The sequence below is a fragment of the Nostoc sp. genome (genome assembly GCF_036917775.1).
Taxonomy (GTDB): domain Bacteria; phylum Cyanobacteriota; class Cyanobacteriia; order Cyanobacteriales; family Nostocaceae; genus Nostoc.
Window position 1 is genome coordinate 25,150 of record NZ_JBALEQ010000035.1, and the last position, 14,907, is coordinate 40,056.

Annotated in this window: 16 protein-coding genes and 1 pseudogene; 15 read left to right on the forward strand and 2 right to left on the reverse strand. The window is 40.6% G+C overall.

Going from position 1 to position 14,907, the window contains the following annotated elements:
- The first annotated feature begins 473 nt into the window (after positions 1-473).
- From phnC to phnE, 3 genes are all read left to right on the forward strand, one after another.
- On the forward strand, positions 474-1,271 hold the full coding sequence (gene phnC / locus V7K69_RS06180; protein WP_335032354.1) for a phosphonate ABC transporter ATP-binding protein: 798 nt from the start codon (positions 474-476) through the stop codon (positions 1,269-1,271).
- Between the two features lie 44 nt (positions 1,272-1,315).
- Positions 1,316-2,317 (forward strand): phosphonate ABC transporter substrate-binding protein, encoded by a 1,002-nt coding sequence (phnD, locus tag V7K69_RS06185; protein ID WP_335032356.1) that lies wholly within the window; start codon positions 1,316-1,318, stop codon positions 2,315-2,317.
- A 75-nt stretch (positions 2,318-2,392) separates the two neighbouring features.
- The gene (phnE, locus tag V7K69_RS06190; protein ID WP_335032385.1) at positions 2,393-3,166 is read left to right on the forward strand and encodes a phosphonate ABC transporter, permease protein PhnE; all 774 of its coding nucleotides are present in this window, start codon (positions 2,393-2,395) and stop codon (positions 3,164-3,166) included.
- An 18-nt stretch (positions 3,167-3,184) separates the two neighbouring features.
- Here the strand turns inward: phnE and phnF are convergent, their stop codons facing one another.
- On the reverse strand, positions 3,185-3,925 hold the full coding sequence (gene phnF / locus V7K69_RS06195; protein ID WP_185587892.1) for a phosphonate metabolism transcriptional regulator PhnF: 741 nt from the start codon (positions 3,923-3,925) through the stop codon (positions 3,185-3,187).
- Positions 3,926-4,031: 106 nt separating this feature from the next.
- Between phnF and phnG the strand changes: the two genes are divergently transcribed.
- The 11 genes from phnG (at position 4,032) to phnM (ending at position 12,817) form a co-directional block, all read left to right on the forward strand.
- The gene (gene phnG / locus V7K69_RS06200; protein ID WP_335032362.1) at positions 4,032-4,490 is read left to right on the forward strand and encodes a phosphonate C-P lyase system protein PhnG; all 459 of its coding nucleotides are present in this window, start codon (positions 4,032-4,034) and stop codon (positions 4,488-4,490) included.
- A 35-nt stretch (positions 4,491-4,525) separates the two neighbouring features.
- Positions 4,526-5,131, forward strand: a complete 606-nt coding sequence (gene phnH, locus V7K69_RS06205) for a phosphonate C-P lyase system protein PhnH (protein WP_335032364.1) — start codon at positions 4,526-4,528, stop codon at positions 5,129-5,131.
- The gene (locus tag V7K69_RS06210) at positions 5,121-5,573 is read left to right on the forward strand and encodes a GNAT family N-acetyltransferase (RefSeq protein ID WP_185587570.1); all 453 of its coding nucleotides are present in this window, start codon (positions 5,121-5,123) and stop codon (positions 5,571-5,573) included. The genes phnH and V7K69_RS06210 overlap by 11 nt, the downstream gene beginning before the upstream one ends.
- Positions 5,574-5,682: 109 nt before the next feature.
- Complete coding sequence (locus tag V7K69_RS06215) at positions 5,683-6,858, forward strand: carbon-phosphorus lyase complex subunit PhnI (protein WP_335032369.1); 1,176 nt, start codon at positions 5,683-5,685, stop codon at positions 6,856-6,858.
- On the forward strand, positions 6,855-7,277 hold the full coding sequence (locus V7K69_RS06220; protein ID WP_335032371.1) for a fosfomycin resistance glutathione transferase: 423 nt from the start codon (positions 6,855-6,857) through the stop codon (positions 7,275-7,277). Before V7K69_RS06215 ends, V7K69_RS06220 begins: the two co-directional genes overlap by 4 nt.
- On the forward strand, positions 7,274-8,482 hold the full coding sequence (locus tag V7K69_RS06225) for an alpha-D-ribose 1-methylphosphonate 5-triphosphate diphosphatase (protein WP_185586496.1): 1,209 nt from the start codon (positions 7,274-7,276) through the stop codon (positions 8,480-8,482). Before V7K69_RS06220 ends, V7K69_RS06225 begins: the two co-directional genes overlap by 4 nt.
- Before the next feature lie 31 nt (positions 8,483-8,513).
- Positions 8,514-9,071: a phosphonate degradation HD-domain oxygenase gene (locus V7K69_RS06230; RefSeq protein WP_335032373.1), complete on the forward strand. Its 558-nt coding sequence runs from the start codon at positions 8,514-8,516 to the stop codon at positions 9,069-9,071.
- Entirely contained in the window at positions 9,068-9,928 is an 861-nt protein-coding gene (locus tag V7K69_RS06235) for an alpha-D-ribose 1-methylphosphonate 5-phosphate C-P-lyase PhnJ (RefSeq protein WP_335032375.1), read from the forward strand. The genes V7K69_RS06230 and V7K69_RS06235 overlap by 4 nt, the downstream gene beginning before the upstream one ends.
- Positions 9,929-9,933: 5 nt before the next feature.
- Positions 9,934-10,704 (forward strand): phosphonate C-P lyase system protein PhnK, encoded by a 771-nt coding sequence (gene phnK, locus V7K69_RS06240; protein ID WP_335032377.1) that lies wholly within the window; start codon positions 9,934-9,936, stop codon positions 10,702-10,704.
- 156 nt (positions 10,705-10,860) lie between these two features.
- Positions 10,861-11,586: a phosphonate C-P lyase system protein PhnL gene (gene phnL / locus V7K69_RS06245; protein WP_335032379.1), complete on the forward strand. Its 726-nt coding sequence runs from the start codon at positions 10,861-10,863 to the stop codon at positions 11,584-11,586.
- A gap of 94 nt (positions 11,587-11,680) precedes the next feature.
- Positions 11,681-12,817: a phosphonate metabolism protein PhnM gene (gene phnM / locus V7K69_RS06250; protein WP_335032381.1), complete on the forward strand. Its 1,137-nt coding sequence runs from the start codon at positions 11,681-11,683 to the stop codon at positions 12,815-12,817.
- Between the two features lie 503 nt (positions 12,818-13,320).
- Here phnM and V7K69_RS06255 read toward each other — a convergent pair.
- A pseudogene (locus tag V7K69_RS06255) lies at positions 13,321-13,700 on the reverse strand (transposase); the annotation flags it as partial.
- Between the two features lie 582 nt (positions 13,701-14,282).
- Between V7K69_RS06255 and V7K69_RS06260 the strand changes: the two are divergent.
- Positions 14,283-14,576 (forward strand): DUF7219 family protein, encoded by a 294-nt coding sequence (locus V7K69_RS06260; protein WP_335032383.1) that lies wholly within the window; start codon positions 14,283-14,285, stop codon positions 14,574-14,576.
- Positions 14,577-14,907 lie beyond the last annotated feature (331 nt).

The window sequence follows — 14,907 nt, forward strand, 5'->3', positions numbered from 1 at the left end:
AAATAACAAATATTTAAGATCAAGCTAATAACATATTGTTAAAGTTTTGTAGAGTAAAAAGCTTATTTCCTTGGGCTTATGAATTAACAGCAAATGTCAAATATAGATGATTTGAAAAACCACATCTGTGATATAGGCAATCCATGAATTGGCTCTATAAAAAGCCAAAGAGGTATACAGTATAAGCATTTTATTGATTTGAAATGGGTGGTTTATTTACGCCGTCCTCTACTAAACTCCTAGCGAATTAATTATATTTTTCCAAAAATTAGTTTTTTCTTAATTAAATTTTAATTAAAATGTGTAAGATAGCCTATCTATTATAAGCCTTATATTATATTGGTATACATCCACAATTGGCTCATTCATTAGATTGATAATTAAAAAATTAAATCATAAATTATCCTTTTCTTAATTATTTCTTAATTAAAAAACCTTATTAATATTAATTAGAGATATCTAAATGTCAAAAAATGGCAAGTACAGTGGCTATCGAAGTTAGTAATCTCTCGAAGACTTTCAAAGGTAAGACAGCGCTTAAAAACGTATCTTGCACAATTAATGAGGGAGAACTGGTTGCGCTTATAGGTGCATCTGGCTCAGGCAAATCTACTCTGTTACGGCATATTAATGGCTTGCACATTGGAGATGGAGGAACAGTTTATATTTTTGGTTCAGTCCTACAGAGTAGTGGGAAACTTCACTCTAAAATTAGGTCTTTACGAAGCCAGATAGGTTGTATATTTCAACAGTTTAATTTAGTCAATCGGCTAACAGTTATCGAAAATGTTCTTGTTGGTAACTTAGCAAGATTGTCTATTTTTCGTTCAATATTACATTTATTTACCAAAGAAGAAAAAGTTCAAGCTCTTGCTGCATTAGAGCGGGTAGGCATTCTTGAACACGCTTATAAACGGGCATCTATGCTTTCTGGAGGGCAACAACAACGAGTTGCGATCGCTCGTTGTTTAGTGCAAGGAGCGAAAATCATCCTCGCAGACGAACCCATTGCGTCCCTAGATCCTGAATCGGCGCGTAAAGTTATGGAATTGCTCGTGCAGCTAAATCGCCAAAGCGGAATTACTGTAGTCGCTTCGTTACATCAGGTTCAAATGGTGCGTAGTTACTTTGATCGAGCGATCGCTCTCAAAGATGGAGAAGTGATGTTTGATGGTGCAACCACAGAGATGAATGATCACAAGCTCAATGAACTTTATGGCACAGCTGCCGAAGAACTCATTATGAGAGGGCACAGTGAACTGGTAGTGTAACCCCAAAATACAGAATTTTTACTTAATATCTTACAACTAAACTTATGGACAGAAGGTTATTTATTCAGCAGGCTTCTTTGTTTACTCTAACTTTGACAAGTGCCAAAATACTTTCAGCTTGTACTTCTAATGCTGATAATAGTACCGCAGCGATTAAAGAAATTAACTTTGGTGTTCTGTCTACAGAATCTCAAGCTAATCAAAAACCAATTTGGGAACCTTTTGCTGCTGCTATGTCTCAGGAAATTGGGATTACCATTAAACCCTTCTATGTTACACAGTATGCAGCAGTCATAGAAGCTATGCGATTTGGTAAAGTTCAAGCAGCTTGGTTAGGTGGTAAATCTTATATTGAAGCAGCAAAAATTGCTGATGCAGAAGCTTTTGCTCAAGTTGTGAGTGCAGATGGCACTAGAGGCTACTATTCTCATTTAATTACTAATAAAGATAATCCCATCACTGCGGAAGCTATAGCAGCAGGTGGCGATAAATATGTGATTAAAAATGCATCCAAGCTCACCTTTGCCTTTAATGAGCCTAATTCTACCTCTGGGTTTTTAGTTCCCAGTTACTATATTTTTACTAAAAATAATGTGGACCCTAAGAAAGCTTTTAAACGCTTGATTTTTGCTGGTAATCATGAAGCTTGTGCTTTAGCTGTAGCGAATAAACAGGTAGATGTGGCTACCGTCAGTAGTGAAGCATTAAGTCGTCTAGAAAGTACTAATCCTACAGCCAGGCAGAAGATTGAAATTATTTGGAAATCACCTATAATTCCCAGCGATCCAATTGTTTACCGTCGGGATTTATATGATGATATCAAAAAGAAATTGCAAAACTTTTTCTATAACTACAAAGATGCTAAAGTTTTAGGACAATTTAAAATTTCTGGTTTTGTACAGGCTGAAGATAAAAATTGGCATACAATTCGAGAACTAGAAATTGCTAAAAAAATCCAAGAAACTCAAGCTAAAGAAAATCTTAGCGACCAAGAAAAACAGCAAACCATAGCAGAATTAAACCAGCAACTCAAAGGGATTAAATAAAATTAGATTTATAGGTAGTAAAAAGTGCGCTCACGAAATCAGATAATTACTTACGCATCTCCTAACGTAGCAGCAATGTTAGAGAAAGAAGCAAAGCTTGTGAATACTCAAAAAGTTTTGTTTCTTTTAGTTATTGCTGCTGTATTGGTTTTTGCCTATAACCAAAGCGAGTTAAATTTCCCTGTACTTCTGCAACGGGGAGACAACATGGTGGAATATCTCCGTTCATATTTTCCGCCAGACTTTAGCGATTGGAATTATTATTTCTCAGAAACACTGGTTACTATATCGATGGGAATTTGGGGAACTTTAATGGCTGCGATCGCAGCTGTTCCTTTATCTATCCTAGCATCTAATAATATTTGCCCAGTATGGGTTGTTCAACCAACACGTCGGCTATTAGATGCTATGCGGGCGATTAACGAAATCGTCTTTGCGCTAATCTTTGTAGTTGCTGTTGGATTGGGGCCATTTGCTGGAGTTTTGGCATTATTTGTTCATACTGGCGGTATCCTGGGTAAGCTGTTCTCAGAAGCAGTAGAATCAATTGAGTCAGGCCCTGTAGAAGGAATTAGAGCTACTGGTGCAAGTCCGATTCAAGAAGTTATTTATGGAGTGATTCCTCAAGTAATGCCTTTGTGGACTTCTTTCACTCTCTACAGATTTGAGTCAAATGTGCGTTCTGCTTCTGTATTAGGAATTGTTGGGGCTGGTGGTATTGGCGTTTCACTATATCAGAGTTTTGGTGCATTTGAATACCAAAAAGTCTGTACAATTCTGATTATTTTGATTGTTACTACTGGTGTTATTGATTTACTCTCTGCAAAGGTTAGAGGGTGGTTAGTTTAGTATGACTGTCATCAGTCATCATTCAACCGCTAAGTCATTTTCAAAAAACAACTCCATGCGATCACCCCGCAGTCGAGTTACCCCATATTCAATAACATTACCTGTTTCATCGACGTTCACTGACTCCGCCAAAAGAATGGGTTGATTGAGGGGTATTTGTAGCCACTTAGCATCTTGAGGCTGGACTAGACGAGCAGAAACACAGGTACTACGGCGGATATGATCGCATCCATATACCTGCCGTAAAAACTGAGAGATTGATTGCTGTTCTTGCAAAATCTTGATATTTTTCGGATCTAAAATATCAGGGAATTGCTTGAGGGGAAAATACCCAGTGCCCATACTTATAGGTTCTTCATCTGCAAAACTTAAGCGTTCAATTAACGCTACCGACTCACCATAAGGAATTTCTAGCCCTTTAGCTACAGCATCATCCGCAGGTACTTCTAAAACACGCAGCAGTTGAAACCTCACTTGCCAACCTTGAGCTTTCAGCGTTTGGTTGTAACGCACTCGCTTACCAATAGCATAGCGGATGGTTTTAGCCGCTACAAAAGTTCCGCGTCCTCGGTCAACTCGTAACAATCCCTCGTCTTTTAGGAGAGCGATCGCTTGTCTGAGGGTATGGCGATTAACTGAAAATTGTTCTGCTAACTTGGTTTCCGTTGGTAGTTGTTCCCCAAGCTGATAAACCCCTTGATGAATGTTTTGTCGCAGTTGATCAGCAATCTGGGCATAAATCGGCATTATTTCCTTCATGTATCAATTTTAGATTGTCAATTTGTCAGAATTGCGTTAATCTACTTTCATCTAGATGTCTAGACAAGTTAAGAATAGTTTAAAACAAAATACCACGAACCAACTTATGCCTACTGTGACGCAGCGACAAGCATGGATGGCAACATTAGCTAAAGCCGAGTTAGAGCTATTAGAAAAACTGGTAAAAAAATTGGTTACTTTGCCCAACTATAGCTTTTTACGCTGCCCAGAGATTGGTCTAACAATGGTGCGGGGACGCGCTGGGGGTACAGGAGAGCCATTTAACTTAGGAGAAATCACCATGACTCGCTGTGTCGTGCAGTTAGAGAGCCAAGGAGACCAAGCAATCGCTGGATTCGGTTATGTCACCGGGCGATCGCACCGTCATGCAGAACTAGCTGCTGTTTGTGATGCGTTATTGCAAACCCCAAATTGGCACGACCAGATTCAGGCTGAAGTAATTCAACCCTTGCAAGTAGAATACCAAAAACAGCAGGAACTCAAGCAGCGTCAAGCAGCCGCCACTAAGGTTAATTTTTTCACGATGGTGAGGGGGGAAGGGTGAATCAATTAAAAATTAAAAAATTGGATTATTGATTAATGTCAACAAATATAGTTACATATTTACCTAGCTTTCGAGATTCGATTCATGATGCCCAAAGGACATTTCGGGCGTTGCTTGATGCTAATGCTCGACCGGGGATAGCTTATCAGATAACTGCTGAGATGAGTGTGCCTTTGGGTTTAACGGCTGCTTGTGGGGCTGCTTGTTTGACGTTGCTGGATTTGGATGTTGTGGTATGGCTACAGCCGAGTTTTGCAGATCAAGTGAGAGCTTGGTTGTTGTTCCATACTGGCTGTCGTTTCACGCAGTATCCAGAAGAAGCTGACTTTGCCTTAATTCAAGATTTGGCAGGGTTAACAGAATTATCTATTTTTAACTGGGGGACAGGAGAAAAGCCTGAAGCCTCAACAACATTATTAGTACAGGTGGAAAGTTTTGAGATGGGACAACCTGTAATGTTGACGGGGCCGGGAATTTTAGACCAGCAAGCGACTTCTCCTACGCTTCCCCGTCACTTTTGGGATTTCTGGATGCAGAATCACCAAGCCTATCCACAAGGCATAGATGTATTTTTATTTACACGGTATGCAGTAATGGGACTACCACGCACCGCTAAACCAGAGGTGTACTATGACTCTTGATATTCGCATTGCTACCCGTGAGGATTGGCCTGTATTAAGTAAGCTTTATGCTGACATGGATGGTGAGCCATCTTTACCCAAAGATGACCTAGAAAAAATCTTCGTACAAATCGCACAAGTTCCTAATTATCACATCTATATTGCCTACTTAAATCAGCAACCTGTAGGTACTTTCAGCCTTCTTTATGCGCCAACAATGATGCACCGGGGATATCACAAATTTGCAGTTCTAGATGCAGTGACAGTTATTTCTCAAATGCGAGGAGAGGGAATAGGTAGTCAAATGGTGAAAGCTGCAATCAAACTCAGTGCTGAAGCTGGATGTTATAAAATCATGCTCTCTTCTAATTTAAAACGTAGCCGCGCCCATCAATTCTATCAATCACTAGGATTCGAGCAGCATGGCTGGAGCTTTAAATGCGTACTCCAACCAAGCCTGTAAAGCAAAAATTGCGGAGGATAAAAATATAAATATGGAAACCTAAAAACCCAATTAAAGCCTAACTTTCTTAATCAAAAATTACGAATTACGAATTACGAATTAAAAATATATGCCATACGTTGCAGTCAAAGGCGGTGAACAGGCAATTCAAAATGCAGAAGCACTTCTGCAAAGCAGACGCAGAGGTGATCCTGCAATTCCCGAATTGACCCTAGACCAGATTGAACAACAGCTTTCCCTAGCAGTAGAACGGGTGATGTGTGAAGGTAGCTTATACGATCGGGAATTAGCAGCCCTGGCTATTAAACAATCTTGGGGTGATTTAGTAGAAGCAATTTTCTTGTTACGAGCTTATCGAACAACACTACCCCACTTCTACTATAGCCAGACATTAGATACCAGCAAAATGCAGATTCAGCGCCGCATTTCTGCGATTTTTAAAGATGTACCAGGAGGACAAAGGTTAGGAACTACTTTCGACTACATCCACCGCCTACTAGACTTTAAGTTAATAGCAGAAGGAGAAGTCCCAACAGCACCAGAAGCAGAAGCAATTACAGAATCAGTCCCGCGTGTAATTGACACTTTAGATCGTGAAGGCTTGATGCAAGCAGAGGAGGAATTTCTTACTTCCCAATTCCCAGTCCCCAGTCCCCAGTCCCCTCAACTTTTTGACCTAACTCGTCAACCATTGACCTTTCCTGCTGGGCGGGATGCGAGACTACAAAATCTGGCACGTGCAGACGAGGGGTTTTTGCTATCTTTGGCATATTCTACACAGCGAGGCTATGGCAGAAACCATCCTTTTGCCGGAGAGATTCGTATGGGGGAAGTAGAGGTGGTAATTTGCCCAGAAGAATTGGGATTTGAAATAGCGATCGCAGATATTACTGTCACCGAGGTGCAAATGGTAAATCAGTTTAAAGGTACTAAAGAATTACCTGCTCAGTTTACCCGTGGCTATGGACTCACCTTTGGTTACAACGAACGTAAAGCTATGTCGATGGCGCTGGTAGATAGGGCGATGCGAGCAGAGGAATTAGGAGAAACAATTCAAGGCCCAGCCCAAAATGTCGAGTTTGTACTTTCCCATTCCGATAACGTTGAAGCACAAGGTTTTGTCCAACACCTTAAACTTCCACACTACATTGACTTTCAAGCTGAGTTAAATCTGGTGCGGAAAATCCGAGAGCAGCAGCTAAATAATCAATCGTCATTAACGGGTACTGCGGAAGAATCTGAGCCTTTAGAAAATAGTGATTTGGTTTTGGAAGAAGCGAAATGATTACAGGAATTAACCATATTACTTTGTCTGTCTGTGACTTGGAAAAATCTTTTAATTTTTATACCGAAATTCTAGGTTGTCAAGCGATCGCTAAGTGGCAAACAGGCGCTTATCTACTGGCAGGTGACTTGTGGTTGTGTCTATCTTTAGATTCCAACACACGCACAAATCCTATGGATGAGTACACTCATATTGCTTTTAGTATCTCTGAAGAAAGGTTTCTAGAATATAGCGATCGTCTCAAAGTTTTAGGAGTCAAACAGTGGAAACAAAATACAAGTGAAGGCGAATCTATATATATTCTCGACCCCGATCACCACAAACTGGAACTGCATATAGGTGATTTATCTTCCAGAATTGCCGCTACTCAAAAAGCTCCATATAAAGGCATAAAATTTTTTACTGAGGTAAGTCAGTGACAACACCTAAAAATATTCAAATATTATCAAAACCAACCAACACAAAAATTGCTATCCAAGGAGTAAATGCACTAACTCCCGATGGTTGGCTGGAAGATGCCACAGTTTTAATTGAAGATGGGCAATTTACCAGCATTGATCAGGCCAGTAGTCCTAATGGATTTCATCTGGTAAATGCTCAAGGACTCCAGATGTTGCCAGGAATTATTGACTTACACGGCGATGCTTTTGAAAGGATGATTTGCCCTCGCCCTGGAGTTAACTTTCCTCTACCAATAGCGATCGCAGATAATGACCGCAACCTCTTGGCATCGGGTATTACAACCTTTTACTGCTCAATTACCGACTCTTACGAACCAGGTTTACGCAGCCGAGATTCTGCTCGTGCTTTAATTGACTTCATCTTAGGGACAGGAAAACAAGTTTTAAATTGCAATCATCGCATTCATATCAGGCATGAAGAGGCAAATATCGCCGGACATCAAGAATTGTGTGATTGGATGGTATCCGGTCGTGTGCATATTTTGTCTATCAACGATCACCTACCACCCCCTGGAAATCAAAAGAGATTGAGCCGATATCTCAACAGTGTGAGGCAAAGATCATCGATGTCATTAGAAGAAATCGAAGAATTAGTCAACCAAGTAACAGAACGACGACATGAAGGAGACGTGCAAATAAAACAACTGGTGGATTTAGCTCATACCTACGGTATTCCTCTCGCTTCTCACGATGATGATAGCCCAGAGAAAGTAATACTAAGTCAACAACGCCGAGTAGCGATCGCAGAATTTCCCGCTACTGTGGACTTAGCTGCTAAATCTCGTGAATATGGTATAGCCGTCCTCATGGGTGCGCCTAACTTAGTGCGCGGTGGTTCTCACTTAGGTTTAATGAGTGTCACTGAGGCGGTAAAAAATAACGTTATCGATTGTCTTTGCTCAGACTATCATTATCCTTCCTTGTTCTATGCACCCTTCAAGCTTCAAGAATTAGGCTTGATGTCTTTTGAACAAGCATGGTCATTAGTTTCCAGCCAACCAGCAGAGGCGGCGGGAATTAGCGATCAAAAAGGTAAAATCGCTTCTGGTTTAGATGCTGATTTCCTGTTGATATCTCCTGATAATTCTTTATTCTCTGCAATTACTGCGATTCGCTCTGTATATGTAGCAGGAAAAGAAGTTGCTCGATATCAAATTCAATAAATATCCAGTCAACAGTCATCAGTTACCTATTATGAAACCTACTATCGAAAGCATTATTGACCTGTTCACCGAGAAGGGTTCTCAATCCTATGGTGCAGAAGCTGTCAGCCAGCTAGAACACGCCTTGCAATGCGCTACCCTCGCTGAAATATCAGGTCAAAACCATGAATTGATTACCGCTTGCCTACTCCATGATTTAGGGCATTTAATCCATAACTTGGGAGATAATCCCGCCACCCAAGGCATAGACGATCAACATGAACATCGAGCCATTCCCTTACTACGTCAGATTTTCAGTCCAGCAGTCACACAACCAATTAGGCTTCATGTCGTCGCCAAACGCTATCTTTGCTCAGTTGTTCCTGAATATTGGGAAAGTCTCTCAGCCGCATCCAAACGCAGCTTAGAACTGCAAGGAGGCATATTTTTCCCAGAACAGGCAGAGAAATTTATTCAGCAACCTTATGCTCAAGATGCTGTGCAGTTAAGGATTTATGACGACAAAGCCAAAATCACAAATCTGCCAACACCCGATTTAAACCACTTCACTCAATTTATAACCGCCTCTTTGATCTCGCCAATAAAATGAATATTTCTCCCAATTCTCAATCCCCAGAAACAGGCTTTAACTTTGCTTACTTAGACGAGCAAACAAAGCGTTCTATTCGCCGTGCTTTGCTGAAAGCTGTAGCGATTCCAGGACATCAAATTCCCTTTTCTTCCAGAGAAATGCCCATGTCTTACGGCTGGGGTACTGGTGGAATTCAGGTAACAGCTGCTGTAATTGGTCAAACTGATGTGTTGAAAGTAATTGACCAAGGAGCAGACGACACCACTAACGCCGTTAATATTCGTCGCTTTTTCCAAAAAGTTTGTGGTGTAAAGACAACAGAACGCACACAAGAAGCAAGTTTAATTCAGACTCGCCATCGCATACCCGAAACACCACTACAGGAAGGACAGATTTTAGTTTACCAAGTACCGATACCCGAACCTTTGCGTTGGCTAGAACCCTCATCTGTAGAGACGGGCAAAATGCACGCTTTAGAAGAATATGGAGCTATGTATGTCAAGCTTTACGAAGACATTACCACACATGGACATATTGCTACATCCTACGACTATCCGGTAATGGTGCATAACCGCTATTTGATGAGTCCTAGCCCGATCCCACGTTTTGATAATCTCAAAATGCAGATGAGTCCGGCATTGCAATTATTTGGTGCAGGGAGAGAAAAACGCATATATGCAATTCCACCTTACACCAAAGTCAAAAGCCTCGACTTTGAAGACCATCCCTTTACTGTAGAAAAATGGGATAAAGCCTGTGAATTATGCGGTTCTACAGAAAGCTATTTAGATGAGGTAGTGATTGACGACCAAGGTGGGCGAATGTGGATCTGTTCAGATACAGACTACTGTAACAATTCAAAAGTAAAAATTTAAAACCGATGAAACCTCTTTTACAGGTTCACCAAATAAGTAAATCTTACGGTGCAATTAAAGCCTGCGATCGCATCTCTTTTAATCTTTTTCCTGGGCAAGTTCTCGGTATTGTTGGAGAATCAGGTTCAGGTAAGTCTACCTTGCTGAGTGCGGTTGCCAATCATACTGCTGTTGATAAAGGTAATGTTATTTATACTAGCCGTAGCGGGGAAGACTTAGAAATTTTTCAACTTGCGGAAGCTAAACGGCGGTTGTTGATGCGAACTGAGTGGGGCTTTGTACAGCAAAATCCCCGTGATGGTCTGCGAATGAAAATTAGTGCTGGAGCGAATATCGGCGAACGCTTACTAGATATTGGGGTACGGCACTATGGCAATATTCGGGATGAGGCTACTCATTGGCTACAACAAGTGGAAATTGACCCAGCACGGATAGATAATTTACCAGTCCAATTTTCTGGAGGGATGCAACAAAGATTACAACTTGCCCGTGTATTGGTGACACGTCCTCGGTTGATCTTGATGGACGAACCAACGGGAGGTTTGGATGTATCAGTGCAAGCGAGGTTATTAGATTTATTGCGATCACTTGTCCGCAATTTTCACCTTAGCGTGATTATAGTTACTCACGATATCGGCGTAGTCAGGCTTTTAGCACACAGATTATTAGTTATGCAACAAGGACAGGTAGTGGAATCAGGTTTAACTGACCAAGTACTTGATGATCCACAACATCCATACACCCAACTCTTAGTCAGTGCTGCTTTAACACCCTGATATTTGTTGATTGTTGACGGTTAACAGTCAACAGTCAACAGGAGCCAGTGTGTTGCGCGGGTTTCCAAGGCACTCTGTTGGGCGGCTTTGCCGACTTGAAAGAAATACCACCGCGTTGAAGCAACTGGCGTTCAACAGTCATCTATTTTCTTAACCATGCAATCATTAACTGTTAATCATCGTCCAGTAAGCTCTTCTGGCAAAGCACTTTTACAAGTTGAGAATTTGCGAAAAAGTTTTACTCTGCATCAGCAAGGAGGCATTAATCTATCGGTGCTAGAAGGTGTTTCTTTGAGCGTTAATGCTGGGGAATGTGTCGCCCTTTCTGGAGCATCTGGCAGTGGTAAATCTACATTTATGCGCTGTTTATATGCTAACTATCGCGTTGATAGTGGTTCAGTCTGGATAAAACATCAGGAAGATTGGGTTGATTTGTGTCAACTCGCTCCCCATGAGATTTTAGCAGTCCGACAGAAAACCATTGGATATGTCAGTCAGTTTTTAAGAGTAATTCCCAGAGTACCAGCCTTAGAAGTTGCCGCAGAACCACTATTAGAATTAGGGGTAGATATAGATGTCGCATATAACAAAGTTAAAGACTTATTTTGTCGCCTCAATCTCTCAGAACGACTGTGGCATCTTTCCCCCACTACCTTTTCTGGAGGTGAAAAGCAACGGGTAAATATTACTCGTGCTTTAGCAGTTGATTATCCAATTTTGCTACTAGATGAACCAACTTCAGCCCTAGACGCTACCAATCGCCAAGTAGTAATTGAACTGTTGCAAGAGAAAAAAGCTAAAGGCTGTGGCTTAATTGGCATCTTTCACGACGAAGAAGTAAGAGCGCAACTTTGTAACCACGAATTAATTTTTAATAATTGATGGTTGACAGTTGACAGTTGATTGCTCAACTAGCCCAACAAAGTGTTTCCCGTCAACAGTTAACAGTTATCAGTCAACAGTATTACAAATTATTATGAATGAACAGATTTACACTAACTATCGTCTGCAACTACCAGATCAAGAACTGCTGGGTACTTTGGTAGTGCGAGATGGATTGATTGCTGATATTCAGCCAGGAATTGTAAGTCATGGTCAAAATGGTCAGGGAGATTATCTATTACCAGGATTGATTGAGTTACACACCGATAATCTCGAACGCTGTATGTCTCCCCGTCCCGGTATTCGTTGGCCTTTAGAAGCCGCAGCAGTTTATCATGACCGAGATTTAGCCAGCGCGGGAGTAACAACAGTATGTGATGCGATCGCAATTGGTGATGTGGCGGCTGGCTCTCCTCGCTTAACTAACTATGCGCCGATGATTGATGTCATTTCCCAAGCACAAGTCTCCGGACGCTTCTGTGTGGAACATCGCATTCATCTACGCTGTGAACTGGCTTTTGACAAGGTTTATGAGATTACAGCACAATACTCAGATCATCCTCTTTTATCAATGATTTCACTGATGGATCATACTCCAGGTCAACGGCAGTTTACCCGGTTGGACAAGTTTAAAGAGTATTACATGGGAAAACACGGTGTTACTCTTGACAAAATTGACGAGTTCATAATCATTCGTCAGCAACAGCAACAACTATATGCACAAAAAAATCGCATGGTTTTAGTAGAACTTACCAAAGCCAAAGGTATTTCCTTAGCAAGTCACGATGATACTACTGTGGAACACGTCCAAGAAGCGGTTCAAGATGGAGTAGTGCTAGCTGAGTTCCCAACTACATTAGTAGCTGCCAAAGCAGCCCATAACTTAGGATTACAAGTTTTGATGGGTGCGCCTAATTTAGTGTTAGGTGGTTCTCACTCTGGTAATGTTTCAGCTATGGAACTTGTTTTGCACGGTTTAGTTGATGTGATCTCTTCTGATTATGTTCCTCAAAGCTTATTGCAATCCATCTGGATAATTGCCCATAAGACTGGCAAGCCTATTTACCAAGCTATGCAATTATTTACCAGTAATCCAGCCAAAGCCATTAATCTATTTTGCGATCGTGGTAGTTTGGAGGTCGGAAAAAGAGCTGATGCGATCGCTGTTCATGATGATGGTATCATACCCCGTTTGAGTGCAACTATCTGTCGAGGTGATCGTATTTCTTAAGTTAAAAATATTATATGTAAATGCTGAGAGAGGGAGAGGACATGAAAGCTAAAACTTAGACATAATAAGCTCTATAGCCCTCAAACCTCGTAAATAATATTCAATGTTATTACAATTTAATTTCATTAATTTTGAACACTACACCAACAATTATCCATGAAACTTACTTAGGTTTGACTATATAAATCAGCATAAAAACTACTATATCTCTTGATCAATCGTCCATATTTTTTAACTTTAGCAATATATTTTTTTGTACACCAATACGGATTGCTCCTCAATATTACTATTTACCATTTTGGATTAAAATTTTCAATATATTGAAATGACCCTTTTCTCATCAATACTATATATTTAATATAATAAATATTCAACACGAAGTTAAAAAGTTTTCGATTGGTGGTGGCATATTTAGGTTCATCGGCTCTACATTTACATTATGCAGCTTAAATGCCGATTAGCTTAGTTCAATTATCTCTTAGAGCTGATTCGTAAAGTAAATCTTAAGTAGCTAATCGCCTGACCATGAGACGAAGCAAAGAACCATAAATCATCGCTTCACTGACCTCTGAATACACCTCATAATCTTTGCTTAACCGCCGAAATCGGTTCAGCTTTTCCATTGGTTCGCTCAACAATCCACCGCTTGGGCAACTGCTCAAACGTCTCAGAGGTTCGTTTAATCACTTCCACCCGCACCCGCTCACCACAGACCTGCCCAACAGCATTGGCAAAGTTTTTGCCAGAATACCCCTGGTCTACCCAGATCACTTCTAATTTGGACAATTTATCTTTTGCTTCATCCAACACAATCACCGCCCCTAATCGTTCTGAGGCATTTGCTGGGCGTGACGAGAACCCCAATCAACAATCCTTGAGAGTCGAATGGCACTAAGAAAAGCTGAAATACTTGCCTGGCAAGGGGTTTAGAAAACTAATAGTTTTAAGGTCGGGAATCAGAATAATCTGCAACTCTCAGTTTGCGATCGCTGCTTCATTAGGCAAAATTTTGCCAAAGTGATAAAACCCTTGTAAATAATACATTTGCGCTTTTCTTAGTGCCATTCCCTTGAGAGTCTACGACGATATGCCGCTTACGTCCTTTAACCTTCTTGCCACCATCGAAACCGTAGGGGAGACGAGTGATGTTCAGTGCAACTATTCAACTTGATCTAGCATAAAATCTACTCAAGCTAACCCAGAAGCCGTTTAGATTTTCTTTACGAATCACCTCTAACATTTGAGTTAAATCGCAATAATTTGATATTTTTCAGTCCATGTGAGGATTTGGAGATTTCAGAACAAGGTGCTGTTTACAAAGATAATCAGGTGAATAATTGGAAAAATAAGTGATTCTGATTCCAGAATGGGTATTTTAATACTATATAGATGTAAATATAAAAATAACGTGAAATAACTAAGTCTAGATTTGTACTAAGAAGAACTAAGAAGATTTTTTTTGAATATGGATAACGACAATCAGATACACAAAGACAATTTCCTCTACCAGCGCTATCGATATCTTGGAAAGTACACGCCTCAAAATCTTTTATTCAATGCTAATCTTCAAGAATTTTCTGAACGTGTTTGTTATCTCTCTAATCTACAAACTTCGGGAAAAATTTCTTCACAGAAGTGCTATGAGGAAATTGAGTTCCTCTGGCAGCAGTTGACACAGAGCTTTCAGACGCTAATAATTGATGAATTTGACGTAAGGGACTTGCAAGAAAATAAAATACCAGTTAAACAGGCACAATAGTAATATCCCATTTGGGTAATGTTTCAGAACGCTGCCATAGAGTTTGGTACTGTTCTAACTCTTGTGATAAAACTTTGATTCCTTTTTCATAGGTGGTTTCAACTCGGTGAACAATGGGTGTAATCCCTTTCTTTCGTCATATTGGAAGCCCAGTTTACTGCGGCTTCAACAGAATCTAAAATAGCGCCATTCTAATAGTTCTCTAGGGCAGCCCAACACCGCTCTATGGGATTGTACTTGGGAGCATCCACTTTTGGCAGAAACACTTAAATAGCAAGCAAACCATTGAGATAAGCACAACGAACAGAAAGAATTTGGTTGACACTCTCAA

Excerpts from the sequence above, each read along its gene's own strand:
- phnC (WP_335032354.1), top strand. The coding sequence starts at position 474 with ATGGCAAGTACAGTGGCTATCGAAGTTAGTAATCTCTCGAAGACTTTC.
- phnD (WP_335032356.1), top strand. The coding sequence starts at position 1,316 with ATGGACAGAAGGTTATTTATTCAGCAGGCTTCTTTGTTTACTCTAACT.
- phnE (WP_335032385.1), top strand. The coding sequence starts at position 2,393 with ATGTTAGAGAAAGAAGCAAAGCTTGTGAATACTCAAAAAGTTTTGTTT.
- phnF (WP_185587892.1), bottom strand. The coding sequence starts at position 3,925 with ATGAAGGAAATAATGCCGATTTATGCCCAGATTGCTGATCAACTGCGA.
- phnG (WP_335032362.1), top strand. The coding sequence starts at position 4,032 with ATGCCTACTGTGACGCAGCGACAAGCATGGATGGCAACATTAGCTAAA.
- phnH (WP_335032364.1), top strand. The coding sequence starts at position 4,526 with ATGTCAACAAATATAGTTACATATTTACCTAGCTTTCGAGATTCGATT.
- V7K69_RS06210 (WP_185587570.1), top strand. The coding sequence starts at position 5,121 with ATGACTCTTGATATTCGCATTGCTACCCGTGAGGATTGGCCTGTATTA.
- V7K69_RS06215 (WP_335032369.1), top strand. The coding sequence starts at position 5,683 with ATGCCATACGTTGCAGTCAAAGGCGGTGAACAGGCAATTCAAAATGCA.
- V7K69_RS06220 (WP_335032371.1), top strand. The coding sequence starts at position 6,855 with ATGATTACAGGAATTAACCATATTACTTTGTCTGTCTGTGACTTGGAA.
- V7K69_RS06230 (WP_335032373.1), top strand. The coding sequence starts at position 8,514 with ATGAAACCTACTATCGAAAGCATTATTGACCTGTTCACCGAGAAGGGT.
- V7K69_RS06235 (WP_335032375.1), top strand. The coding sequence starts at position 9,068 with ATGAATATTTCTCCCAATTCTCAATCCCCAGAAACAGGCTTTAACTTT.
- phnK (WP_335032377.1), top strand. The coding sequence starts at position 9,934 with ATGAAACCTCTTTTACAGGTTCACCAAATAAGTAAATCTTACGGTGCA.
- phnL (WP_335032379.1), top strand. The coding sequence starts at position 10,861 with ATGCAATCATTAACTGTTAATCATCGTCCAGTAAGCTCTTCTGGCAAA.
- phnM (WP_335032381.1), top strand. The coding sequence starts at position 11,681 with ATGAATGAACAGATTTACACTAACTATCGTCTGCAACTACCAGATCAA.
- V7K69_RS06260 (WP_335032383.1), top strand. The coding sequence starts at position 14,283 with ATGGATAACGACAATCAGATACACAAAGACAATTTCCTCTACCAGCGC.